Below are 23,699 nucleotides of genomic sequence, written 5' to 3'. Positions count from 1 at the left end.
CCGTCAGACGCCGGTCGGCGCGGCCGCGCGCTGCCGCTCGGCGGCCTCGCGCTCGGCCAGATAGCCGGCGATCTCGCCGTGCACGCGACGCTCGGTGACGAAGGAGAGGAACGGCACGACACCGCCGGCCGCGATCACGAGGAAGCGGGTGATCGGGTACCGCATCACGGTGATGAGCACGAAGTCGCTGATGAGGTAGATCAGGTACAGGTAGCCGTGCACGTACTGGATCGTCGCGGACAGGTTGAAGCCGTGCATCTGGCTCGGGGGCACCAGCGCGAGGAACCCGTACGGGCCCCCCAGCTGCAGCTCGACGCCGAAGACGTACTTCGCGATGATCTCGACGCAGAGCAGGAGCAATGCGACACCGGTCGCGTAGGCGAAGGTCCTGTAGAAGAGCAGGCTGCGGCGGATGGTCGGGAAGTCCCGGGTCGGCGGCACCCGGAGCGGCTTGGTGGGCATCGGGGAACGATGCTACGCGCGTCCCGCGCCCCCGCCGGGCGCCCCCGCCTCGGCGTGCAGCTCCCGGGCATCCTCCGGATCCGCGGTGTCCAGCTCCCACCGGTCACGCACCAGGCGGTACCAGACGTAGAAGGCCGCGAGCGCGAAGAGCGCCCACTCGGCGGCGTAGAACAGGTTGAGGAAGTTCAGCTCGACCTGCTCCTCGGGACGCGGCGAGTAGATGGCCGTCAGCCCGGCGGGCGCGGAGCGCAGCGTGAGCACGCCTTCGTAGACCGGGATCTGCGGGCTGCTCCAGAGGTTGATGAGTCGCGCCGTCGACACCGCCGACAGGACGGTCGGCGAGCCGGAGACCGACGGCTCGGCGGGATCGCTGTCGATGTAGCGCCCCGTGATGGTCCCGTCGCCCGCCGGATGGATGTTCAGCGCTGCGGCCACGCGGTCGGCCGAGGCGCGGTCCTTCGCCCAGCCGAGACCCACCGCGAGGCTGGTGCGCGCAGGCTCGTCGACGATCGCGTGACCGACGACCCAGAACCCGCGGTCGCCCCGGTTCAGGCGATCGCCGACCACGAGGAAGTCCCCGGCCACCCAGGAGCCCCTCGTGGTCACGAGCTGCCCGACCGACGCGTCCGTCTGCTGCGACTGCGGACGCGCGACCGCGGCGAGCGCCTTCACGGTCTCCGTCGGCCGCACGATCACCGTGCCCGCCTGCACGGCGCGACCGAGCTGCCACTGCCCGAGCGCCGCGAAGACGGCCGCGACCAGCAGCGCGAGCAGCAGGTAGCCCAGGGACCGGGGCCGCAGCATCTCCTGCCGGAGGGTGCGGCGAGCCGGATCCGCGGGAACGCCTCCGGTCACACCGCCTGCACGATCTCCGGCGCCTCGAGTCGCACGCGGTCCGCCGACTCGTCGTCCGGCATCGTCTGGCTCTCGCGCTCGGCACGCACCCGCTCGAGGTAGGTCTCCACCTCGAGCCGCTCGTGCTCCTCGTCCCAGCCGAGAACCTCGGCCATGAGCCGGGCGGCGACCGGCGCCGCGGACACCCCGCGGTCCCACGCCTCGATCGAGATCCGTGTGCGCCGGGCGAGCACGTCGTCGAGGTGCAGCGCCCCCTCGCGCGTCGTGGCGTAGACGATCTCGGCCTGCAGGTAGTCGTCGGCCCCGGGCACCGGCGCCCCGAGCTCGGGCCGCTCGTCCACGAGGGCGAGCACCTCCTCGGTGAGCGTGCCGAACCGGTTGAGCAGGTGCTCGATCCGCGCCGGGTGCAGCTTGTGCCGGGCGGCCATGGCGGCGCGCTGGTTCCACGCGGCCTCGTAGCCCTCGGCGCCGACGAGAGCGATGTTCTCGGTGACCGACTTCGGGATCCGCCCGTCGAGCGCCGCCACGGCGGCGTCGATCGCGTCCTTCGCCATGACGCGATACGTGGTCCACTTGCCGCCGGCGATCACGACGAGGCCCGGCACCGAGTGGGCGACGATGTGCTCGCGGGACAGCTGGCTGGTCTGCTCGCTCTCGCCGGCGAGCAGCGGCCGCAGCCCGGCGTAGACCCCCTCGACGTCGTCCCGGGTGAGCGGCACCGCGAGCACGCGGTTGATGTGCTCGAGGATGTAGTCGATGTCGACCGCGGTCGCGGCGGGGTGCGCCTTGTCGAGGTGCCAGTCGGTGTCGGTCGTGCCGAGGATCCAGTGCCGGCCCCAGGGGATCACGAAGAGCACGCTCTTCTCGGTGCGGAGGATCATCCCGAGCGTCGACTGGATGCGGTCGCGCGGCACGACGAGGTGCACGCCCTTGCTCGCGCGGACATGGAACTGGCCGCGCTCGCCGACGAGGGCCTGCGTGTCGTCCGTCCAGACCCCGGTCGCGTTGACGACCTGCTTCGCCCTGATGTCGAACCGCTCACCGGTCTCGAGGTCGTGCGCGTGCACTCCGACGACCCGCTCGCCGACCTTGAGGAAGCCGTCCACGCGCACGCGGGTGGCGACGTGGGCCCCGTACCGGGCGGCGGTCCGGGCGACCGAGGCCCCGTAGCGGGCGTCGTCGACCTGGGCGTCGTAGTAGGTGAGGCCGCCGACCATCACGCCCTTCTTCAGGGACGGGATCGCCTGGTAGAGCTGACGCCGGGTGAGGTGCCGGTGGTGGGGTACGCCCGGAGGCCGTCCACCGGTCCAGCTGAAGGCGTCGTACACGGCCATGCCGGCACCGATGTAGGCCCGCTCCCAGATGTGGTGGGTGAGCGGGAAGAGGAAGCGCACGGGCTTCACGAGATGCGGCGCGATGCGCTGGAGCAGCAGCCCGCGCTCGATGAGCGCCTCCCGCACGAGGGTGAAGTTCAGCTGCTCGAGGTAGCGGATGCCGCCGTGCACGAGCTTCGAGGACCGGCTCGAGGTGCCGGCCGACCAGTCCCGGGCCTCGACGAGGCCGACCGAGAGTCCGCGGGTCACGGCGTCGAGGGCCGAGCCCACGCCGACGATCCCGCCGCCGACCACGAGGATGTCGAGCTCGTGGTCGCGCATCGCGGCGATTGCGGCCTCGCGCTGGTCAGGGCCGAGGCCGTCGGCCCCGGTCGGGATCGTCGTGCGGGCGTGCTCCGCTGGTGCCGGAATCGTCGTCATCGAGGAATCGTCCCTTCCGGTTGCGGACTCTACTCGCGCACCCTGGCGCCTCCTCCAGCCCGTCCAGCGGGCGGGGCCGGGTCAGCCGTAGGGCGCGACGACCACGTCGATGCGCTGGAACTCCTTGAGATCGGAGTAGCCGGTGGTGGCCATCGCGCGGCGCAGCGCCCCGGCGAGGTTCACCGTGCCGTCCGGCACGCGTGCCGGGCCGAACAGCACCTCCTCGAGCGTGCCGGCCTGGCCGACCCACACCCGGCGGCCGCGCGGCAGCTGGTCGTGGTGCGCCTCGAGGCCCCAGTGCCAACCGCCGCCGGGTGCCTCGGTGGCGCGCGCGAGGGTCGTCCCGAGCATCACCGCATCCGCCCCCATGGCGACGGCCTTCACGATGTCGCCGGAGTTGCCCAGACCGCCGTCCGCGATGACGTGGACGTAGCGGCCGCCGGACTCGTCGAGGTAGTCGCGCCGTGCGCCGGCCACGTCGGCGACGGCGGTGGCCATCGGGGCGTGGATGCCGAGCGCGGCGCGGGTGGTCGAGGCGGCGCCCCCGCCGAATCCGACCAGCACCCCGGCCGCACCGGTGCGCATGAGGTGGAGGGCGGCCGTGTAGGTGGCGGCCCCGCCCACGATGACGGGCACGTCGAGCTCGTAGATGAACCGCTTGAGGTCGAGGGGCGCGCTCGCCTTCGAGACGTGCTCGGCGGAGACGGTCGTGCCGCGGATCACGAACAGGTCGACACCCGCCTCCAGGACGGTGTCCGAGAACTCCCGGGTGCGCTGCGGCGAGAGCGCCGCGGCGACGGGCACACCGGCCGCCCGGATCTCGGCGATCCGGGCCGTGATGAGGTCCGCCCGGATCGGGGCGCGGTACAGCTCCTGCATGCGGGCGGTCGCGGCTTCGGCGGGCAGCTCGCGGATCTCGGCGAGCACCGGCTCAGGATCCTCGTACCGGGTCCAGACACCCTCGAGGCCGAGCACGCCGAGGCCTCCCGCGCGCCCGATGGCGATCGCGGTGGCGGGGGACGTGACGGAGTCCATCGGCGCCGACAGGAACGGCACGGCGAAGTGGTAGGCGTCGATGGTCCAGGCGATGGACACGTCCTCGGGATCGCGGGTGCGCCGCGACGGCACGACGGCGATGTCGTCGAACGCGTACACACGGCGGCCGCGCTTCGCGCGCCCGATCTCGAAGTCCATGCTCACGCGGCGAGCCTAGCGACGGCGGCGATGGCGGCCGGGGCGTCGCAGCGCCGGAGCGCCACGCCGACCCGGCGCGCTGGGAGTCCGCCGGACGCCCGGTGACCACGCGCTGCGGCGCGGCGCGGCCGCATGGCGCGTCGGGATGGGGAGAGTGGGCAGGTGGCCCGCATCCTGATCACGAGCGCACGGCAGGCGGGGTTCGTCCTGCCGCTGCTGCAGATCGCGCGGGCGCTCGTCGCGCGGGGCGACGAGGTCACGGTCCTCACCGGCTCGGAGTTCGCGCCGCGCGTCGAAGCGGTGGGCGCGCGCTTCGCGCGGCTCCCGTACGACGACGTCGCGCCGCCCGCGGCTGTCCGACCGGCCCGCAACCGCAGCGGGGTGCGCGAGATAGCACGGCTGCTGGAGGCCCTGTTCCTCGATCCGATCGAGGTGGACCACCGCACGGTGCTCAGCCTCAGCGCGTCCCTCGGCATCGACGCGATCATCAGCGAGCCCCTGTTCGTCGGCTCGTCGATCATCGGCCTGCTGCCGCGCGGGCAGCGTCCGGCGGTGCTGTCGATCGGCTTCTTCCCGCTGCCGTTCTCCAGCCGTGACACCCCGCCGTTCGGGCTGGGCCTCGCGCCGATCGACGAGCCGCTGAACACCATCCGGAACGGGCTGCTGCGGGCGGGAACGGATCTCGCCGTGCTCGGGAACCTGCGCCGCCGCTTCGCGGACGAGGTGCGGCGGCTCACCGGTGCGAGGGTGCGCGGCTCGCTGTTCGACATCGCGCTGAGCCCCGACGCGTTCGCGCAGACGACGGTGCCGCAGTTCGAGTTCCCGCACCGCGACCTCTCGCCGAAGGTGCGCTTCGTCGGTCCCCTCCCCCCGCCGCCGATGGGCGAGCTCCCGTCGTGGTGGGACTATGGCGACCGCACCCCGATCGTCCACGTGACCCAGGGCACCTACGCGAACGCGGATCCGACCGAGCTGATCGTGCCGACGATCCGCGCGCTCGCCGACGTCCCGGTGCGCGTCGTCGCGACGACCGGCGGCCCGGAGCCCGAGACCGTGGCGGCCGCCTACGGCGGGCCGCTCCCGCCGAACGCCCGCGTCGAGCGGTTCCTGCCCTACGAGCACCTGCTCGCGGCGTCGAGCGTGGTCGTGACGAACGGCGGCTACGGCACCGTCCAGCACGCGCTGCGCTGGGGCGTCCCGCTCGTCGTGTCCGGCACGACGGAGGACAAGGTCGAGGTGAACGCCCGCGTGGCCTGGGCGGGCGTCGGCATCAACCTGAAGCAGCAGCGGCCGCAGCCGGAGGCGATCCGGGAGGCCGTCACCGCCGTGCTGGCGGATCCGGAGCGACGGCGGGCGGCCACCCGCATCGCCTCGGCGATCGCCGCGACGGATCCGGTGCGCGACCTGCTCGCGCTCGTCGACGAGCTGATCGCCGAGAACCATGCGCCCGCCGACCTGCCCTGCCGCTAGGGCACCCGACCGCGGAGGCCCGGAGGCCCACCGTGCGTCCGTGCAGGGGCCCGGTCAGCGGGGCCGGATCGTGATCCTCCCCGTCACCGTGCGGGCGTCCAGGCGATAGGCGGGCAGCACGCCGGGGCCGCACGAGGCCGTGCCGATCCCGTGCTCGGCGAGATCGATCACGAGGCGGCAGCGGTCCCCGGGGTCGGGGAGCTCGGTCGGATGCGTGGCGGCCGCCAGCTCCGCGGAGGTCCACGGGCTGGCCGTGAAGCGGAATCCCTCACCGGTGACGGTGAAGCCCGCGCCGGCTGCTCCGACGTCCAGCCGCGTGCAGCCGGCCCGCGAGCCGTTCTCCTGCGGCCGCACGTAGTCGGTGTGCAGGTCGACCACGTCCGCGACCGACCAGCGCCCCAGGCGCTGCGAGCCGCCCGTGTCCGGATAGCGCTGCGCGGGCCCGTACCCGTCCCACGCGATCCCCTCGGGCCGGAACGGCAGCGCGAACTCGAGGCCCACCCGGGCCCAGCCGAACGGCCATTCCCCCTGCGGCTCCACCGCGACGTCGAGGCCGACGGCCTGCCCGTCCGAGGTCCAGCGCTCGGTGACGACCACGTGCGCGTCCGTCGCAGCGGGGCCGACCCGGGTGACCACCTCGAGGCCGGCGTCCGTCGGCGTCACGGAGACGACGCGGCGACGCAGCCGGTGCAGGCCCTCCCGGTGCCAGCCGTCGGCGTCGGAGAGCAGGCCCTCGCGCTCCTTGGCGACGCCGCGGTCGTTGTCGGTCGGTGCGCGCCAGAGCGCGAGCTCCGGCCCGGGCACCGCCACGCCGCCGATGGCGGCGAGGCGTCCCGTGACCGCGTCGAACTCGGCCGGACCGAGCGTCAGCCGACGCCCGTCCACCTCGGGCGCGGCGCGCGGCTCCGGAGCAGGCTCCACGGGGAGCGCGCCGGTCTGCGCCCACGAGACCTCGTGGCCGGCATCCGCCCAGGCGGTCGCCTCGCCGAGCAGCAGCCGCACGGTGAGCACCCCGCCGCCGGCGGCGTCGGCCGGAAGCGCCACCTCGGCGGTCGTGTGCGGGGCCACCTCGGGCAGCGGCAGCGTGCGGCGGGCACCGTCGTCCACCGACCACTCGAGGGCGAGGCCGTCGAGCCCGCGGAAGTCGAACGCGTTCTCGATCCGCACCGCCGATCGGTCGTCCGTCACCGTGAGGAACACGGGTTCGTAAGCCTTCTTCACGTCGGCGAGGCCGGGGCGCGGCCTGCGGTCGGCGTCCACCAGCCCGTCGGCCACGAAGTTGCCGTCGTGCAGCGGCTCGCCGAAGTCGCCGCCGTAGGCGAACCAGGTGCGGCCGTCGGGCGTCGTGCGGCGGATGCCGTGCTCGAGCCACTCCCACACGAATCCGCCCTGGGTGCGGGGGTGGCGACGGAAGCTCGCCTCGTACTCGTCGATCCCGCCCGGTCCGTTCCCCATGGCGTGGATGTACTCGCACTGCAGGAACGGGAGCGCTCGCCGATGGGCGTCGGCCGCCGGATCCGGCAGGGGCTCCTCGGCCTGACGCCCGATCGCGTCGACCTCGTCCTGATGCGCGTACATCCGCGAGTAGACGTCGACGTACCGGCTCGACCAGTCACCCTCGTAGTGCACCGGCCGCGAGGGGTCGAGCTCGTGGGCGAGCCGCGCGGACGCCTCGAGGTTCCGGCCCGTGCCGGCCTCGTTGCCGAGCGACCAGAGGATCACGCTCGGATGGTTGCGGTCGCGCGAGACGGTGCGCCGCATCCGGTCCAGGTAGGCCGGCTCCCAGTCGGCGTCGTCGCTCGGGTTCCCGCGCCAGCCGACGTGCACGAAGCCGTGGGTCTCGAGGTCGCACTCGTCGATCAGGTAGAAGCCGAGCTCGTCGGCGAGGCCGGGCAGGTCGGGATGCGGCGGGTAGTGGGAGGTGCGGATCGCGTTCACGTTGTGCTGCTTCATGAGCAGCAGCTCGCGCCGCACGACCTCCGCCGGGATCACGCGGCCGAGGTCGGGATGGTGCTCGTGCCGGTTCACGCCGCGGAAGCGGATCCGCCGGCCGTTCACCTTGAGCTGCGCGTCCTCGATCGTGATCGTGCGGAAGCCGACCCGCAGGGTCGCGGTCTCGGCGGACGTGCGCACGACGACGTCGAGGAGGCCGGGGGTCTCGGCCGTCCACGGCGGGACGCCGTCGAGCCGGTGCTCCGATCCGACGGGCAGCCCGTCCAGGCCGAGCGAGGGCACCGACACGGTGGCCGCCGCACCGTCGCGGGTGACGGCCTCGATGCGGAGCAGTCCGGCGCCGTCGGCCCAGGCGGCGTGCACGACGACGTCGAGGATGCCGCCGGCGGGCGCGGCCTGCAGCGTGACGTCCCGGAACACCCCGGGCAGCCACCACATGTCCTGGTCCTCGAGGTAGCTCGTCGCCGACCACTGCGTGACGCGCAGCACCAGCAGGTTCTCGCCGGCGACGAGCGCATCCGTCGCGTCGAACTCGTGCACGAGCCGGCTGCCGCGGGTCGTCCCGAGGCGCGTCCCGTTCAGCCACACCTCGCCGGCGTTGTCGACGCCGTCGAGGCGCAGCACGGCCGGGCCGCCGTCCCACTCGAAGCGGCGGCGGAAGTCCCCGACCGGGTTCTCGTCCGGGGGATGCGGTGGGTCCACCGGGAAGGGGAAGACGGTGTTCGTGTAGGCGGGCGCGCCGTGGCCGGCCATCGGCCAGCTCGACGGCACCGCGATCGAGCCCCACTCGCTGTCGTCGAAGCCCACGTCCTCGATCCCGGTCGGGGCCTCGGCGACGGACGGCGACAGCAGGAACCGCCACGATCCGTTCAGGGAGCGCACGGGGGCGTCGGTCGTGAAGCGGGCGCGCGGCGGGAGGGCTCCGGTCCCGACGATCTCGGTGGTCTCGACGATCTCGGTGGTCTCAGGCACGGTTCCTCCGGTCATACGGCGGTGAGGGTCACGAGGAGCGCCTGCTCCGGGTTCAGGACCGGCAACGGCAGGCCGAGCTCGGTGAGGACGCCGCCCGGCACGACCGGCGAGGCGCCGGTCCAGGCCACACCGGCCCGCTGGTTGAACGCGTGCGGGCCGGGTGGCAGCGCAAGCACCACGCGATAGGCGCGCTCGGGGTCCAGGCCGTCGAACCGCACCGGCAGCGGCACCTCGTTCGCGCTGGTGGCGAGCGCGGCGATCGAGAAGAGGGCCCGGGAACCGTCCTGCGCGACCACACCGGTGACCTGCACGGCGGGGTCGGGAGAGTCCGAGCGCACCATCCGGCCCGACGCGATCAGGTCGCGCTGCGCCTTGTAGACCACGATCGCCGCGGCCAGCCGGTCGCGGTCGTCGTCCGACGCCTGGCGGATGTCCCACTCGATGCCGAAGTGCCCGAACATCGCCGTGATCGCGCGGAAGCCGAGGTCGTGCACCCGGCCGGTGCTGTGTGACTCGGTCGGGCCCACGTGGGCGCCGACGAGCTCCGGCGGCACGAGCAGCTCCGTCCACCGCTGGATCGTCTGCCGCTCCAGGGCGTCGTTCGTGTCCGACGCCCAGAGCCGGTCGGTGCGGGCGAGGATCCCGAGGTCGACGCGCGCGCCCCCCGATGAGCAGCTCTCGATCTCCACCTGCGGATGCCGCCGGCGCAGCTCGTCGAGGAGGCGGTAGACGGCGAGGGTCTGCGCATGGGTCGAGGCCGCCCCGTCGTGCCCGAGCTCGAGCTGGTCGCGGTTCTCGTCCCACTTCAGGTAGTCGATCGCGTTCTCGGTGAGGATCGCGTCGAGCGCGTCGAGGATGTGCTGCCACGCTTCGGGGTTCGCGAGGTCGACGACCTGCTGGTGCCGCCACTCGACGGGCATGCGGCGCCCGGGCTTCGAGATCCAGTCCGGGTGCTCCCGGGCGAGGTCGGAGTCCTCGTTGATCATCTCCGGCTCGACCCAGAGGCCGAACTGCATGCCGAGACCCTTCACGTGATCGATCAGCGGCGTGAGCCCGCCGGGCCAGACCGTCTCGTCGACGAGCCAGTCGCCGAGCCCGGCGCGGTCGTGGCGGCGGCCCTTGAACCACCCGTCGTCGAGCACGAACCGTTCGACGCCGACGGCGGCCGCGGTGTCGGCGAGCTCCTTCAGGGTGTCGAGGTCGTGGGCGAAGTACACCGCCTCCCACGTGTTCAGCACGACCGGACGCGGCGTCGACGGATGGGACGGCCTGGCCCGCATCCAGTCGTGGAACCGGGCGCTGACGCCGTCGAGGCCGGCCGCCGAGTACGCGGCGTAGACGGTCGGGGCGCGGTACTCCTCCCCGGGCGCGAGCAGGACCTCGCCCGGCTTCAGCAGCTCGCCCGCGCCGAGCACCGTGTCACCGCCCGCGGTGCGCTCGACGTAGGACTCGTGGTCGCCGCTCCAGCCGAGGTGCAGCGCCCACACCTCGCCGTGACGCCAGCCGAAGCCCGCGGTCCCGGCGGCGATGACGACGGGGGCGTCGTGCCCGGTGCGGCCGTGCCGGCCGCTGCGCACCCAGGTGCCCTGCTGGATGGGCCGGCGCTGCGGATGCTTCTCGCGGATCCACCGACCGGTCGTGTCGAGGGACTCCGACGCCTGCGCCGGCACCGGCAGCACGACGTCCGCCTGCTGGAGCGAGTACGGCGAGTCGCCGGTGTTGCGCACCGTCGAGTCGACGAGGAGCAGCCCGGACGGGGCGAGCGCGAGGGTGAGGTGGGCTTCGAGCCCCGCTTCCGGATCCGCGAGCCGGAGGGTCATGGTCGCCCCGTCGCCGTCGCTGCCCGTGAGCACGAGGCGCGGCGAGAAGTCGCGGCCCGACCGGCTCCCCCGCAGCGCCGGGCGGCCGCGCCAGCCGCGGGCGAGCTGCGGCAGGAGGCTCGGCCGGATCGGCTCGTCGAACATCGAGTGCGCGACGGCGGGCGTCAGCAGCGCCGGGTCGACCTCGCCGGCGCCGGGATCCGCCCCCCAGTGGACGACGACCGGGTCGTCCCCGGTCGTGTCGACGAGCAGTGCGACGCCGCCGCCGGTGATGCGGTGCAGTGCGGGCATGGGGTTCCTCCCGGATGCGGTTGCGCGCGGACACGGCTGCGGCGGGGCACCGTCCGGTCCCCCGCCGCACCATCCTCGGTCACCCCTTGTTGGCGCCCAGTGTGAGCCCCGCGATGAACTGGCGCTGCAGCGCCAGATAGATGACCAGCGTGGGGATCACCGTGATGACCGCCCCCGCCGCGAGCAGGTTGTAGTTCGAGAGGAACTCGCCCTGCAGGTTGTTGATCGCCGTCGTGATCGGCAGGCGGTTGCCGGACTGGATGAGGATCAGCGGCCAGAAGTAGTCGTTGTAGATGAAGATGACCTCGAGCGTGCCGAGCGCGGCGAGTGCCGGGCGCGTCAGCGGCATGATGATTCCCCAGTACTGCGTCCAGACACCCGCGCCGTCGACCCGCGCCGCCTCGGAGAGCTCGATCGGGATCGCCTTCATGTAGTTCGACAGCACGAACGTGCAGAAGCCGATCTGGAACGCGGTGTTCGCCGCCACGACGCTGAACAGCTGGTTCAGCATCGTGCCCGAGTCCGACAGCCAGTACGGCAGCTGCACGAGCTTGAACATCTCGAACAGCGGCGTCGCCAGCACCTGCGGGGGCAGCAGGTTGCCGGCCGTGAACATGATGAGCAGCGTCACGTTGAACCGCCACGAGAAGCGGCTCACCGCGAACGCCATCATCGAGGCGAACAGCAGGGTGAGGATCACCGTCGGGATGGTGATGAGCACCGAGTTCCCGAAGTAGTTGAGGAACCCGCCCTGGGTCCACGCCTGCAGGTAGTTCCCGAGGTCGAAGTGCCCGGCGATGCTGAAGTAGCCGTACTTGTCGGTGTCGGCCTTCGGCCGCAGCGATGTGTACACGGCCCACAGGAGCGGGATCAGCCAGATGACCGCCATCACCGTGAGGAACAGGTAGGTCGCCCAGAAGTTCCCGCCGCGCTTCGAGCGCGAGCGGGCGACCGCGGAGTCCCGGACGCCGTCCTTCGGCCGCGCGGCGGTGGCGGTAGAGGTGGTGCTGGTCATGGGCTCACCGCTCCTTCGTGCTGAACGTGCGAGACAGGTAGAGCACGATCGGCACCAGCGAGATCACGAGCAGCACCACCGCGAACGCGGATCCGATGCCGATGACCTGCGTCTCGCCGACGAGGTACTGCACCACGAGCACGGAGAGCAGCTCCAGGCCGTTCGTGCCGTGATTGATGACGTAGACGATGTCGAACGCGCGCAGCGACTCGATCACGGTGATCACGACGATGATCACGTTCGTCGGCGCCATCGCCGGGAAGACGACGCGGAAGAAGGTCTGCCGGGCGCCGGCCCCGTCGAGCGACGCCGCCTCACGCAGGGACGGATCCACGCCCTTCAGTCCCGCCAGGTACAGGATCATGATGTAGCCGGCGTGCCGCCAGGTGGCCGCGACGAGCGCCGCCCAGAGGTTCACGCTCGAGTTGCCGAACCAGTCGACCGCGCGCGACGTGCCCGAGGTGCCGAGCAGGTAGTTGAGCAGGCCGTTGTCCTGGGAGTAGACGAGCTCCCAGATGATCCCGATGAGCGCCAGCGAGAGCATCACCGGCATGAAGAAGATCGTCTGGTAGATGCGGGTGCCGCGGATCTTCTGATCGAGCAGCACCGCGAGCAGCAACCCGAGCGGGGTACCGATCACCGCGAGGAACGCGAGCCACGCGACGTTGTGCAGCACGGCGGGCCAGAACTGCGGCGACTCGGCGAACACGAACCGGTAGTTCGTGATGCCGTTGCCCTGGATCGACGACAGCGCGAGGCCGTCCCACTTGGCGAACGACAGGCCGATCGATGCCAGGGTCGGGATCCAGACGAACACCGCCTGGATGAGCGTCGGGATCGCGATCATCACGCCGAGGACGACGCGATCGCGGGTCGTGAGCTGGCGCAGGCGCCGACGCCGGGCCGGGGGACGAACCCCCGACCCGGCCTCGGTGTCGCCGAGTGCGACGAGCGGAGCGGACATGGTGGGACGTCCGGGCCTACTGCTGCGCGTACAGCGTCTTGGCCTGCGACTCGATGTTCTTCAGGTTGACGGCCCCGCCCTTGATGAAGTTCAGCATCGCGGGCTCGAGCACGTTGCTCGCCATGGCGGGAAGGGCGTCGCGGTCGAAGAACTGGCTGATGTTCTTCGCACCGGCGATGACATCGGACAGCTTCTTGGTGAAGGCGCTGTACCCGGACGTGTCCGCGTCCTTCGCCGTCATGATGTTCGACTTGTCGACGGCGTAGTACGCCTCCTGGCCCGCACCGGAACCCATGAACGCCAGCATGTCCTTCGCCGCCTGGTTCTGGCCGCCCTTCTTCGACAGCATCAGGCCGTCGATCGGGGCCTCGACCGCATCCGTGCCCTCGACCTTGACGGAGGGGAACGGGAAGAAGTCGATGTCGTTCAGCACGGCGGCGTCGGTGAACTGCTGGGTGATGAACGAGCCGAGCAGCATCATGCCCGCCTGCTTCTTGCCGAGCTTGGTGGCGCCCTCCTGCCAGGTGAGGCCCGCGGCGCTCGGGTCGTAGTACGGCAGCAGCTCTTTCCAGGTGGTGAAGACCTCCTGGACCTTGGGCGTGTCCCAGCCCTCCTTGTGCGCGCACAGGTCGACGTGGAACTGGTAGCCGTTGATGCGCATGTTCAGGTAGTCGAACGTGCCGCACGCCGGCCACTGGTCCTTGTCGGTGAAGGCGATCGGGATGATGCCCTTCGCCTTCATCTTCTTGGCGAGCGTCACCAGCTCGTCGAAGGTGCCGGGGACCGCCCAGCCGTTCTGCTGCCAGAACGACTTCCGGTAGAAGAAGCCCCAGGGGTAGTTGTAGTTCGGCACGAAGTACTGCTTGCCGTCGTCGCCCGTCGAGGCCTTCTTGAGCCCGTCGGAGAAGTTGCTGCCGATCTTGCTCCACACGTCGCTGATGTCCGCGACGAGGCCCTTCTTGGCGTAGTAGCGCATCCGGTAGCCGGCGAACCAGGTGAAGGCGTCGTCGGGGGAGCCCTGCAGGTAGTTGCTGATCTTGTCCTGGAAGCTGTTGTGGTCGCTCGTGTTGACCTTGACGGTGTCCTTCGACTTCTTCTGGAAGGCCGTCACGAAGGCGGCGTAGGCCTTCTTCGGGACCGGGTCCGATGCGTTGGAGCCGAACGTCACGCTGCCGCCGCCACCGCCGCTCGAGCTGCCGCCGCCCGATCCGCCGGTGCTGCACGCGGCGAGGACCGGTGCGCTCATGAGACCGACGGCACCGAGGCCGAGTCCCTTGACGATGCTTCGGCGATCCATGATGAACCGCCCCGAGCTCGTGTCTGCCATGCCCACTCCTTCGTGTGTATCGCTCTGTCGCCGCGCGGTCCGGACCGCTTCCTTCGCTGGGAGCGGCGGGATCACCTCTGCGGACGCCTGCGGGTGCGAAACGTTCACACCGGCGGTCGAATACTACGACGGACGGCCCCGTCCGCGTCAACGCCTGCGGCGAGCCGCACTCGATTCGTGACCTCGGCCGTGCTCGAGCGCACGACGAGCCGCCAGGGCAGGGGCGGCGTCCGGGGCAGCGCCACGCCGTGCTCGATCTCGTCGATGAGCGCGTCGATGGCGCGGCGCCCGATCTCCCAGAAGTCCTGCTCGATGGTCGTGAGCGGCGGGGCGAGGTAGCGCGCGGAGGGGATGTCGTCGAAGCCGACGACGCTGAGGTCGTCGGGCACGCGGAGCCCGGCCTCGACCGCCGCGGCGAGCAGCCCCACCGCCATCTCGTCGTTCGCGGTGAACACGGCGGTGACGTCCCACCGGCGGAAGGCGCTGCGGCCGCTCACGTAGCCGGCCTCTGGGGTCCAGTCCCCCGGCTCGGCGAGCAGCGGCACCAGGTTGTGCGCCGCCATCTCCTCGAGGTAGCCGCGGCGCCGCTCCTCGGCCTCCGCCCAGCCGGGCGGACCCGGGATGTGCAGGATGCGCCGGTGGCCGAGCTCGACGAGGTGACGGGTGGCGAGCCGAGCGCCGCCGCGCTGGTCGATCGGGAAGCCGTCGACCTCGTCCGGCGCGCCCTGCAGGGTGAGCACGGGCACGCGGGCGCCGATCTTGTGGATCGCGTCGCGGGCCCGGTCCTGCGGTGCGATCGCGACGATCCCCTCGACGCCGTGCATGAGCAGCGAGTCGATGGCCCGCGCGATGTCGGCGACCTCGTCCGACGCGTTCGGGGTGGCGGTCACCGCGTACCCCCGTTCGCGCGCGGCCTGCTCGATCGCGAGGAACGAGCTGAACGGACCGTAGAGCGGGCGGGCCGTGATGAGCACGCCGAGGGTGCGGGTGCGCTTCGTGACGAGCGCCCGCGCAGCGCGGTTCGGCCGGTACCCGAGCTCGACGATCGCGGCCTGCACGCGGGCCGCGGTGTCGGGGTGCACCTTCGGGTGGTCGTTCAGCACCCTCGAGACCGTTTGGTACGACACCCCGGCCGCCTCGGCGACATCGCGGATCGAGGGCGCACGGCCCCGGCGATCCCGCTCGTCCAATGCCGCCTCGCATCCCGGCGCGCTCGGGCCGCCGCCGGTCGCGATGCTATCGCCGCGACCGCCGGCCCGCGACGCCCGCCCCGCCGCGGGCCCCGTCTGCCCACCGGTCCCGGCGACGGGTCACTTCGGGCGTTCCGGGCGTCCGATGACGCCCATCCACGCCCGAATCCGCCCGCCGGCGCGACGTCCACTCCTCCACAGCCCGTGCCCGCTCCCGGTTGTCCACCGTCCCCTCACGCCGACTCCACACCGTCCCCGCATCTCGCCATGGTGTCGGCCATGACATCCACCCCCATTCCAGGGCGGTTCGAGCTCGTGCGCGTGGGCGCGGGGAACCGGTCCACCTCCCACGACCGCACCTTCCGTCGGGCGGTCGAGCGCGGCGAGCTGGTGCGAGTCCGGCGAGGGGTGTTCGTCGCGGCCTCGCGCTGGCACAACCTGCAGCCGATCGAGCGCCACAGGCTCACGGTGGCCGCCGCCGTCGACGCGGCGCCCGCCTTGACCGTCAGTCACGGCAGCGCCGCCGCCCTCTGGGGCGTGCCGATGGTCGGCCCTGCACCCGTCGACGTGGAGGTCCTCTGCTCGCCGACGAACGGAACGCGCCGGGAGGGCGGCTTCCATCGTCGTGCCTCACGGGACCTGGAGATCGAGGTGGTGGATCTGGAGGGGATGCGAGTGACGTCGGTGCTACGCACGGTCGTCGACCTCGCCGCCTCCCTCCCCTTCCGCGAAGGCGTCGTCGCGGTCGACTGGGCGCTCGCACGGGGCATCGATCGCGAGGGGATGAGCCGGCTCGCCATGACGATCCACTGGGCGGGGGCGCTCAAGCGGGCAGTCGCGGCGATCGCGTTCGGCGACGCCCGCTCGGGCTCCCCGGGCGAATCGGTCAGCAGGGCCCTCTTCCGGGAGATGGGGTTCCCTGCACCCGAGCTGCAGACGCGGTTCAGCGATCGGACGGGCCTCATCGGCCTGACCGACTTCTACTGGCGGAGATGGCTGCTGATCGGGGAATTCGACGGCCTCGCGAAGTACCGGTCCGACGCGCTGCTGCGCGGGCGCACGCCGGCGCAGGTCGTGACGGACGAGAAGCGCCGCGAGGACCGCCTCCGGGCGACCGGCCCCCGGGTCGTCAGGTGGCTCTGGCCCGACCTCATCCCTGAGCGGCTCGGGCCGATCCTGCTCGATGCCGGCCTGCCGCGCTCGGCGTGACCGATGGGCCACTTCGGACGCGTGCGGGCGTCATCGGACGCCCGTTCTGCCCGAAACGGCCCGTCGCCGGGCGGGCGACGAGGACGGGGAGGTGCGGCTCAGCGGCGGTAGTTCGGCGCCTCGACGACCATCTGCACGTCGTGCGGGTGGGACTCCTTCAGGCCGGCCGCGGTGATGCGCACGAATCGGCCGCGCTCCTTGAGCTCGGGCACCGTGCGGCCACCGACGTAGAACATCGACTGCCGCAGGCCGCCGAGCAGCTGGTAGATCACGCTGCTCACCGGTCCTCGGTAGGGCACCTGGCCCTCGATGCCCTCGGCGATGAGCTGCTCGTCGCTCGCCACATCGGCCTGGAAGTACCGGTCGCGCGAGTACGAGGTCTTCTTGCCGCGTGTCTGCAGCGCGGCGAGGGAGCCCATGCCCCGATACGTCTTGAACTGCTTGCCGTTGACGTAGACGAGGTCGCCGGGGCTCTCGTCGGTGCCAGCGAGCAGCGAGCCGAGCATGACGGAGTCCGCGCCGGCGACGAGCGCCTTCGCGATGTCGCCCGAGTACTGCAGGCCGCCGTCGGCGATGACGGGAACGCCGACCTCGCGCGCCGCGAGAGACGCCTCGTACACGGCGGTGACCTGCGGCACGCCGACCCCGGCGACGACCCGCGTCGTGCAGATCGAGCCCGGCCCGACGCCCACCTTGACCGCGTCGGCACCGGCGTCGATCAGGGCCTGCGCTCCGCTGCGGGTCGCGACGTTGCCGCCGATCACGTCCACGTGGGCGGCACGCGGCTCGGCCTTCAGCCGCCGGACCATGTCGAGCACGCCGGCGCTGTCACCGTTGGCGGTGTCGACGACGATCACGTCGACGCCCGCGTCGACGAGGGTCATGGCGCGGTCCCACGCGTCGCCGAAGAAGCCGATCGCCGCGCCGACGCGGAGTCGTCCGGCGTCGTCCTTCGTGGCGTTCGGGTACCGCTCGCTCTTCGTGAAGTCCTTGACGGTGATCAGCCCGGTGAGCCGGCCGCGCTCGTCGACGAGCGGCAGCTTCTCGATGCGGTGCTGCGCGAGCAGGCCGATCGCGTCGTCGGGGGCGATGCCCTCCTTGCCGGTGACGAGCGGCTGCTTCGTCATCACGTCGGCGACGCGCGTCGTCTCCTTCTCGAACGGGGAGACGAAGCGGATGTCGCGATTGGTCACGATGCCGACGAGCAGCCCGTCGGCGTCGACGACGGGGAGGCCGCTCACCCGGAACTGGGCGCAGAGCCGGTCGACCTCGGCGATGGTGGCGTCCGCCGTCGTCGTGACGGGGTGCGTGATCATGCCGGACTCGGATCGCTTGACCCGGTCGACCTGCGACGCCTGGTCCTCGAGGGACAGGTTGCGGTGGATGACCCCGAGGCCGCCCTGCCGCGCCATCGCGACCGCCATCCGCGACTCCGTCACGGTGTCCATCGCCGAGGACAGCAGCGGCGCGGCGACCCGGATGCGGCGGGTGAGCCTGGTCGAGGTGTCCGCCTCGCTCGGGATGACGTCGGTGTGCCCCGGCAGCAGCATCACGTCGTCGTACGTCAGTCCAAGGAACCCGAACGGATCGTCAGCCATAGCTCTCCTCAACCCCGCACCGGCCGGGGATCTTCCCCGTCGCCAATGCTATTGGCGCTGCGCAGCGCGTCGGCCCGAGCGACGACCCGCCGACGGGTCCCGGCCGCGTCGTGACGTCCCCGGGCCGGCTCGACCGGAGGAGCGCCGGAGGACACGGCCGCGTCGCCGGGCGCGCGAGCGGATCGGCCGTGCTCAGGCCTCGCTGAGGAGCCCGTCCTCCTCCATCCGCACCGCCGTCTCCTCGGTGATCGCCTCGATCTCCTCGCGCGAGACCGCCACGTTGATCGCCCAGTAGTAGATGATCAGGCTGAAGACGGCGACGACGAGGATGTCCCAGCCGAACGTGATCGGCGGGTGCGGCAGCGGGCCCCAGTCACTGAACAGGACGATGAGGCCGAGCCCGATCAGGTAGACCGGCAGCCACTGCGCAGCCTTCCAGTCGAGGTGGATGGGCGTCGAGTTCAGCTTGAGCACGCGGTTCAGCACGATGACGACGTAGCCGATGATGATCGCGACGCCGAGCTGCCAGTCGGTCGTCCATCCCGTCCACAGGATGATCAGGTTCGCGACGATGAACGCGACAGGCGCGAGGACCGCGCCGCCCGGCAGGCGGTAGGGCCGCTCGACGTCGGGCAGGCGCTTGCGGAAGGCGCCGAAGGCGAGCGGCGCGCCTGCGTACATCAGCACGGATGCGCTCGTGATCAGGCCGACGAGCGACTGCCAGCTCGGGAACGGCAGGAAGCAGATGCAGCCGAACACCCACGCGACGATCAGCCCGAACCAGGGCACGCCGCGCTTCGTCGTGGCTTCGAAGAGGCGGGGGAAGTAGCCGTTCTTGCTGAGCCCGTACGAGACCCGCGACGTCGCCGTGAAGTAGATGAGGCCGGTGCCCCCCGGCGAGATGACCGCGTCGATGTAGAGGATCGCGGCGAGCCATCCGAGCCCCGCCGCGGTGGCGACGAGCGCGAACGGCCCCGTCAGGAACTGCGTGCCGATGTGCACCCAGCTGCCCGACATCTTGTCGAGCGGGATCGCGGCGATGAAGACGACCTGAAGGGCCAGGTAGATCACGAGGCCGATGATGACGGAGCCGATGACAGCCCGCGGGATGTCGCGGCGCGGGTTCGAGCTCTCTCCCGCGAGCTGGTCCGCCTGCTCGAAGCCGAGCAGCGCGAAGATGATGCCCGCGTTCGGCATGGCCGCGAGGACGCCCTTCAGTCCCTGCGGCGCGAACCCGTCGCCGCCGCCGAAGTTGCTGCCGTGGAAGCTGAAGAGCGCGAGCACGAGGATCGCGAACACCGGCACGCCGATCTTCCACCACGTGGCGGCGCTGTTCGTGTTCGCGAGCGCTCGGATGGACAGGAAGTTGATCGCGACGAACACGAGCATGATCACGACCGCGGCGACGAGGCCCGGTCCGGTCAGCACGCCGCTCTTCGCATCCAGCCACCCCTTCGCGAACGGCACGTAGCTCGACAGGTAGCCGATCATCGCGCTCACCTCGATCGGCGAGACCGTGACGGCCTGCAACCACGAGAACCAGCCGAACGAGGCACCGGCGACGCCGCCGAAGGCCAGGTGCGGGAAACGGGCCGTGCCGCCCGCGATCGGGTACATGCCCCCGAGCTCGGCGTGCACGAGTGCCAGTACGAGGATCGCGCCGCCGCCGATGATCCAGGAGAAGATCGCCGCAGGACCGGCCTGGATGATGCCCTTGTCCGCGCCGTAGAGCCACCCGGACCCGATGATGGAGCCGGCGGAGGCCCACATCAGCCCGATGAACCCGATGTTCCGCTTGAGTCCCGTGTCCGGGACCGCGGTGCTGCGAGTTGCGGTCATTGGAGTCCACCCTTCTCTGGACGATCGTCGACCAACGTCCAGCGGAGTCGGGCCGCTTGTCAAGCGGATACCGGCGCGTCGCCCCCGACCCCGGTCAGGCGGGCAGATCCTCCTCGACGAGCTCCTCGACGTCCTCCGCGAGGGTGCCGAGGTACAGCTCGATCACCTTCGGGTCGTCCGCGAGCTCGTGGCCGGTGCCCGTGTACGAGTTGCGGCCCTGGTCGAGCACGTAGCCGCGGTCGCAGATCTGCAGGCACCGTCGCGCGTTCTGCTCGACCATGATCACGGTCACCCCGGTGCGGTTGATCTTGCGGGTGCGGATGAACGTCTCGTCCTGCCGTACGGGCGACAGCCCGGCGGAGGGCTCGTCGAGCAGCAGCACCGCCGGCTCCATCATGAGCGCCCGCGCCATGGCGACCGACTGCCGCTCGCCGCCCGACAGGCCCCCCGCACGCTGGGTCCGCCGCTGGGCGAGCACCGGGAAGAGGTCGTAGATCGCCTCGAGCCGCTCGCTCAGCTTCCTCGGCCGCAGGAAGAGCCCCATCTGCAGGTTCTCCTCGATGGTGAGCGACGGGAACACGTTGTTCGTCTGCGGCACGAACCCGACGCCGGCCTGCACGAGCTTGTTCGCCTTGCTGTTCGTGATGTCCTCGCCGTTCAGCAGCACGGTGCCCCGGCGCACCGGCACGAGCCCGAACAGCGCCTTCAGCAGCGTCGACTTGCCCGCGCCGTTCGGGCCGATGATGCCGATCAGCTCGCCCGGGTAGGCGGTGAGGCTGCAGTCGTTCAGGATGTTGATGCCCGGCAGGTAGCCCGCGGTGAGGTGCTGGGCGTCGACGACCGGCGCGGCCGATCCCGTGTAGACCACCATCAGCGGACCCCCTCCGTCGGTGCGGCGTCCGTCGCCTCGGGCTCCTCCGCCCGCTCGGCCTCCTCAGCCGCGACGGCCGCGCCGAAGTCCTCCTCGAGCACGGCGTCGTCGCCGAGATCCTGGTCGTGGTGCGACCCGAGATAGGCGTCGACGACGGCCTGGTGCCGCATCACCGTCGTGGGCGGCCCCTCCGCGACGATGCGTCCCTCCGCCATCACGACGACCCAGTCGGAGATGTGCCGCACCATGTGCATGTCGTGCTCGACGAACAGCACCGTCGTGCCGTTGTCGCGCAGCGACTCGATGTGGCCGAGCAGTGACTGCGTCAGGGCCGGGTTCACGCCGGCCATCGGCTCGTCCAGCATGATCATCGCCGGGTCGCTCATCAGCGCCCGCGCCATCTCCAGCAGCTTGCGCTGGCCGCCGGAGAGGCTTCCCGCGTAGTCGTCCTTCTTCTCGTCGAGAGTGAAGCGGGACAGGATCTCCTCCGCCTTGCCGCGGATCTCCTGCTCGCGCTTCGTCCAGGTGGGGCGGACGAGCGCGGAGAGGAACCGCTCCCCCGGCTGGTCCTGGGCGCCCAGCAGCATGTTGTCCATCACCGTCATGCGCGACAGCGCCTTGGTGAGCTGGAAGGTCCGCACCATGCCGGCCCGCGCGACACGGAACGCGCTGGTAGCGGTGAGCGTCCTGTCCTGGAACCGCCACTCCGCGTGCTCGCCACCGCTCGACGCGAATCGCGGCTTCGCCGAGCTGGGCCGGTCGAACCCGGTGATGAGGTTGAAGAAGGTGGTCTTGCCGGCCCCGTTCGGTCCGATGAGCGCCGTGATGGCGCCGCGCTGCACCTCGAGGTGGTCCACGTCGCAGGCGGTCACGCCGCCGAACCGCCGAACGATGTGGTCGACGGACAGGATCGGCTGGGGCTTGGCGCTGCCCGGCTCCTGCGACACCGTCGCCAGCTTGGCGCGAAGCCGCTTCCGGTCGTAGTCGTAGTCGTCGGCTGCGACAGCCGGGGCGGGTTCAGTCACCGAAGGTCAGCTCCTTCTTGTTGCCCAGGATGCCCTGCGGCCGGAAGATCACGAGCAGCATCAGCCCCACCCCGACCACGATCCACCCGAACTGCGGGATCTGCTGCTCGTTCATGATCGAGGACGGCACGAAGGCGCTCACGAAGTCGTTCAGCCCGATGATCACCATGAAGTACAGGAACGAGCCGAGCACCGGCCCGAGAACTGTGGCGGCACCGCCGAGCAGCAGGCAGGTGTACAGCAGGAACGTCGTCGTGCGGCCGAGGGAGTCGGGCTGCACCGACGCCGACATCACGTAGAGCACGCCGCCGATCGCGCCGAGCACCCCGCCGAGCACGAGGGCCTGGATCTTGTACGCGTAGACGTTCTTGCCGAGGCTGCGCACGGCGTCCTCGTCCTCACGGATGCCGCGGAGCGCCCGACCCCAGGGGCTGCGGGTGAGCAGCAGCACGAGGATGCAGACGAGGATCAGCACCACCCAGCAGACGATGCGGAGGAACCAGCTGTCGCCCTGGGTGAGCGGGTAGTTGTAGGGCCCGACCTGGAAGCTGCCGTTCTGCGGGAACGGCGACAGCGCCGTGAACGACGGCTGGTACACGCTGCCGAGGATGCCGGCGGCACCGCCCGTGATCGGCGCGAGGCCCTGGTTGCCGCCGACGATGCGCACGATCTCCGCAGCGGCGACGGTCACGATCGCGAGGTAGTCGCCTCGCAGCTTCAGGGTCGGGATGCCGAGCAGCAGGGCGAAGAGCACGGCGACGACGAGCGCGACGAGGATGCCGACCCAGAAGCCGCCCCCGGCCTCCACCGTGATGGCGAATCCGTATGCGCCGAGCAGCATGAACCCGGCCTGGCCGATGTTCAGCAGGCCGGTGAAGCCGAAGTGGATGTTCAGGCCGATCGCCGCGATCGCGAACGCCGCCGTCACCGACGACAGGATCTGCTGCCCGAAGTCGACGAAGAGCTGGTTCAGGAAGTCCATCGTCCGTCCTTTCCGGTCAGCCCACGCGTTCGCGGCGGCCGAGGATGCCCTGGGGTCGGAAGACCAGCACCAGGATGAGGATGAGCAGCGCGCTCGCGTACCGCAGGTCGCTCGAGAGCACGATGCTCGACAGCTGCACGACGAGCCCGATCACGAGCGATCCGACGAGCGCGCCGAAGGCCGTGCCCAGACCGCCCAACGTCACCGCGGAGAAGATGAGCAGCAGCAGCGCCTGACCCGTCGCCCAGGAGACGCCGCCGTAGACCAGCGCGTAGAGGATGCCGGAGAGACCCGCGAGGCCCATCGAGACGGTCCAGACGAGCCGGATGATGCGGTCGACGTCGATGCCGGATGCCGCGGCCAGCGCGCGGTTGTCCGACACGGCCCGCGTCGCCCGGCCCACGCGGGTGCGCTGCAGGGCGAGGCCGACCGCGACGAGCACGACGATCGCGATGCCCATGGAAAGGTACGCGTTCGGTGTGATGCCGAGCGGGCCGGTGTTCAGCTGGATCTGGTTCGTGACCTGGTACACGTCGGCGCCGACGGTGAACTGGTACAGGTACTCGAGCGCCAGCGACAGGCCGATGGTGACGACCATGAGCTGCGTGAGGCCGAGGCCCCGGCGTCGCAGCGGGCCCCAGATCAGCCGGTCCTGCACGTAGCCGGTCGCGGCGCAGATGAGCACCGTCACGACGCAGGCGAGCAGGAACGGCCAGTTCAGCACGGTCGCGAACTCGTAGGCCAGCAGGCCGCCGAGCGTGACCTGCTCCGCGTGGGCGAAGTTGCTGAGCCCGGTGGTGCCGTAGATCAGGGACAGGCCGATCGAGGCGAGCGCGAGCAGCAGCCCGAGCAGGAGGCCGGTGCCGATCTGCTCCCAGATCTGCGCCAGCAGACCGCCCCCGCCGGCG

General features: G+C 71.3%; 18 protein-coding genes. 2 read left to right on the top strand and 16 right to left on the bottom strand.

Annotated elements, in window-relative coordinates:
- Nucleotides 1–3: 3 nt before the first annotated feature.
- The 4 genes from JWQ92_RS04025 to JWQ92_RS04010 all read right to left on the bottom strand — a co-directional run bounded on the left by JWQ92_RS04025 (nt 4) and on the right by JWQ92_RS04010 (nt 4,265).
- Nucleotides 4–462: a DUF3817 domain-containing protein gene (locus JWQ92_RS04025; protein ID WP_297343171.1), complete on the bottom strand. Its 459-nt coding sequence runs from the start codon at nt 460–462 to the stop codon at nt 4–6.
- Between the two features lie 12 nt (nt 463–474).
- Nucleotides 475–1,266: an SURF1 family cytochrome oxidase biogenesis protein gene (locus JWQ92_RS04020; protein WP_297343170.1), complete on the bottom strand. Its 792-nt coding sequence runs from the start codon at nt 1,264–1,266 to the stop codon at nt 475–477.
- Nucleotides 1,267–1,313: 47 nt separating this feature from the next.
- Complete coding sequence (locus JWQ92_RS04015; RefSeq protein WP_297343188.1) at nt 1,314–2,972, bottom strand: glycerol-3-phosphate dehydrogenase/oxidase; 1,659 nt, start codon at nt 2,970–2,972, stop codon at nt 1,314–1,316.
- Between the two features lie 180 nt (nt 2,973–3,152).
- Nucleotides 3,153–4,265 carry a GuaB3 family IMP dehydrogenase-related protein gene (locus JWQ92_RS04010; protein ID WP_297343187.1) on the bottom strand — a complete coding sequence of 371 codons (1,113 nt, stop codon included), beginning with the start codon at nt 4,263–4,265 and terminating at the stop codon, nt 3,153–3,155.
- Nucleotides 4,266–4,427: 162 nt separating this feature from the next.
- On the opposite strand from JWQ92_RS04010, the gene JWQ92_RS04005 reads away from it, so the two are divergent.
- Complete coding sequence (locus JWQ92_RS04005; protein ID WP_297343169.1) at nt 4,428–5,735, top strand: nucleotide disphospho-sugar-binding domain-containing protein; 1,308 nt, start codon at nt 4,428–4,430, stop codon at nt 5,733–5,735.
- Nucleotides 5,736–5,789: 54 nt separating this feature from the next.
- Here JWQ92_RS04005 and JWQ92_RS04000 read toward each other — a convergent pair whose 3' ends face one another.
- From JWQ92_RS04000 to JWQ92_RS03975, 6 genes are all read right to left on the bottom strand, one after another.
- Nucleotides 5,790–8,660, bottom strand: coding sequence for a glycoside hydrolase family 2 TIM barrel-domain containing protein (locus JWQ92_RS04000; RefSeq protein ID WP_297343168.1), 2,871 nt, complete (start codon nt 8,658–8,660; stop codon nt 5,790–5,792).
- An 11-nt stretch (nt 8,661–8,671) separates the two neighbouring features.
- Nucleotides 8,672–10,771, bottom strand: a complete 2,100-nt coding sequence (locus JWQ92_RS03995) for an alpha-galactosidase (RefSeq protein ID WP_297343167.1) — start codon at nt 10,769–10,771, stop codon at nt 8,672–8,674.
- A gap of 79 nt (nt 10,772–10,850) precedes the next feature.
- Nucleotides 10,851–11,786: a carbohydrate ABC transporter permease gene (locus JWQ92_RS03990; RefSeq protein WP_297343166.1), complete on the bottom strand. Its 936-nt coding sequence runs from the start codon at nt 11,784–11,786 to the stop codon at nt 10,851–10,853.
- Between the two features lie 4 nt (nt 11,787–11,790).
- Complete coding sequence (locus JWQ92_RS03985) at nt 11,791–12,750, bottom strand: carbohydrate ABC transporter permease (RefSeq protein WP_297343165.1); 960 nt, start codon at nt 12,748–12,750, stop codon at nt 11,791–11,793.
- 16 nt (nt 12,751–12,766) lie between these two features.
- The gene (locus JWQ92_RS03980; protein WP_297343164.1) at nt 12,767–14,077 is read right to left on the bottom strand and encodes an ABC transporter substrate-binding protein; all 1,311 of its coding nucleotides are present in this window, start codon (nt 14,075–14,077) and stop codon (nt 12,767–12,769) included.
- 104 nt (nt 14,078–14,181) lie between these two features.
- The gene (locus tag JWQ92_RS03975) at nt 14,182–15,267 is read right to left on the bottom strand and encodes a LacI family DNA-binding transcriptional regulator (protein ID WP_297343163.1); all 1,086 of its coding nucleotides are present in this window, start codon (nt 15,265–15,267) and stop codon (nt 14,182–14,184) included.
- 279 nt (nt 15,268–15,546) lie between these two features.
- Here JWQ92_RS03975 and JWQ92_RS03970 point away from each other — a divergent pair, with 279 nt between their 5' ends.
- Entirely contained in the window at nt 15,547–16,476 is a 930-nt protein-coding gene (locus tag JWQ92_RS03970) for a hypothetical protein (RefSeq protein ID WP_297343162.1), read from the top strand.
- Nucleotides 16,477–16,574: 98 nt separating this feature from the next.
- Here JWQ92_RS03970 and guaB read toward each other — a convergent pair whose 3' ends face one another.
- From guaB to JWQ92_RS03940, 6 genes are all read right to left on the bottom strand, one after another.
- Nucleotides 16,575–18,074 (bottom strand): IMP dehydrogenase, encoded by a 1,500-nt coding sequence (guaB, locus tag JWQ92_RS03965; protein WP_297343161.1) that lies wholly within the window; start codon nt 18,072–18,074, stop codon nt 16,575–16,577.
- A 192-nt stretch (nt 18,075–18,266) separates the two neighbouring features.
- Nucleotides 18,267–19,913 (bottom strand): APC family permease, encoded by a 1,647-nt coding sequence (locus JWQ92_RS03960; protein WP_297343160.1) that lies wholly within the window; start codon nt 19,911–19,913, stop codon nt 18,267–18,269.
- Nucleotides 19,914–20,007: 94 nt separating this feature from the next.
- On the bottom strand, nt 20,008–20,784 hold the full coding sequence (locus tag JWQ92_RS03955) for an ABC transporter ATP-binding protein (protein ID WP_297343159.1): 777 nt from the start codon (nt 20,782–20,784) through the stop codon (nt 20,008–20,010).
- Nucleotides 20,784–21,740 (bottom strand): ABC transporter ATP-binding protein, encoded by a 957-nt coding sequence (locus tag JWQ92_RS03950; protein ID WP_297343186.1) that lies wholly within the window; start codon nt 21,738–21,740, stop codon nt 20,784–20,786. The genes JWQ92_RS03955 and JWQ92_RS03950 overlap by 1 nt, the downstream gene beginning before the upstream one ends.
- 61 nt (nt 21,741–21,801) lie before the next feature.
- Nucleotides 21,802–22,791 (bottom strand): branched-chain amino acid ABC transporter permease, encoded by a 990-nt coding sequence (locus JWQ92_RS03945; RefSeq protein WP_297343158.1) that lies wholly within the window; start codon nt 22,789–22,791, stop codon nt 21,802–21,804.
- A 16-nt stretch (nt 22,792–22,807) separates the two neighbouring features.
- Nucleotides 22,808–23,699 (bottom strand): branched-chain amino acid ABC transporter permease (locus tag JWQ92_RS03940; RefSeq protein WP_297343157.1); only part of this gene is annotated, 892 nt, incomplete at its 5' end.

This window comes from Amnibacterium sp. (assembly GCF_025463795.1).
GTDB lineage: Bacteria > Actinomycetota > Actinomycetes > Actinomycetales > Microbacteriaceae > Amnibacterium.
Note: the sequence above shows the minus strand (reverse complement) of the source record. Positions and strands in the feature narration are given on the sequence as shown.

Coding starts and splice junctions, on each gene's coding strand:
- JWQ92_RS04025 (WP_297343171.1), bottom strand. CDS start 462: ATGCCCACCAAGCCGCTCCGGGTGCCGCCGACCCGGGACTTCCCGACC.
- JWQ92_RS04020 (WP_297343170.1), bottom strand. CDS start 1,266: ATGCTGCGGCCCCGGTCCCTGGGCTACCTGCTGCTCGCGCTGCTGGTC.
- JWQ92_RS04015 (WP_297343188.1), bottom strand. CDS start 2,972: ATGCGCGACCACGAGCTCGACATCCTCGTGGTCGGCGGCGGGATCGTC.
- JWQ92_RS04010 (WP_297343187.1), bottom strand. CDS start 4,265: ATGGACTTCGAGATCGGGCGCGCGAAGCGCGGCCGCCGTGTGTACGCG.
- JWQ92_RS03995 (WP_297343167.1), bottom strand. CDS start 10,771: ATGCCCGCACTGCACCGCATCACCGGCGGCGGCGTCGCACTGCTCGTC.
- JWQ92_RS03990 (WP_297343166.1), bottom strand. CDS start 11,786: ATGACCAGCACCACCTCTACCGCCACCGCCGCGCGGCCGAAGGACGGC.
- JWQ92_RS03985 (WP_297343165.1), bottom strand. CDS start 12,750: ATGTCCGCTCCGCTCGTCGCACTCGGCGACACCGAGGCCGGGTCGGGG.
- JWQ92_RS03980 (WP_297343164.1), bottom strand. CDS start 14,077: ATGGCAGACACGAGCTCGGGGCGGTTCATCATGGATCGCCGAAGCATC.
- JWQ92_RS03970 (WP_297343162.1), top strand. CDS start 15,547: ATGACATCCACCCCCATTCCAGGGCGGTTCGAGCTCGTGCGCGTGGGC.
- guaB (WP_297343161.1), bottom strand. CDS start 18,074: ATGGCTGACGATCCGTTCGGGTTCCTTGGACTGACGTACGACGACGTG.
- JWQ92_RS03960 (WP_297343160.1), bottom strand. CDS start 19,913: ATGACCGCAACTCGCAGCACCGCGGTCCCGGACACGGGACTCAAGCGG.
- JWQ92_RS03955 (WP_297343159.1), bottom strand. CDS start 20,784: ATGGTGGTCTACACGGGATCGGCCGCGCCGGTCGTCGACGCCCAGCAC.
- JWQ92_RS03945 (WP_297343158.1), bottom strand. CDS start 22,791: ATGGACTTCCTGAACCAGCTCTTCGTCGACTTCGGGCAGCAGATCCTG.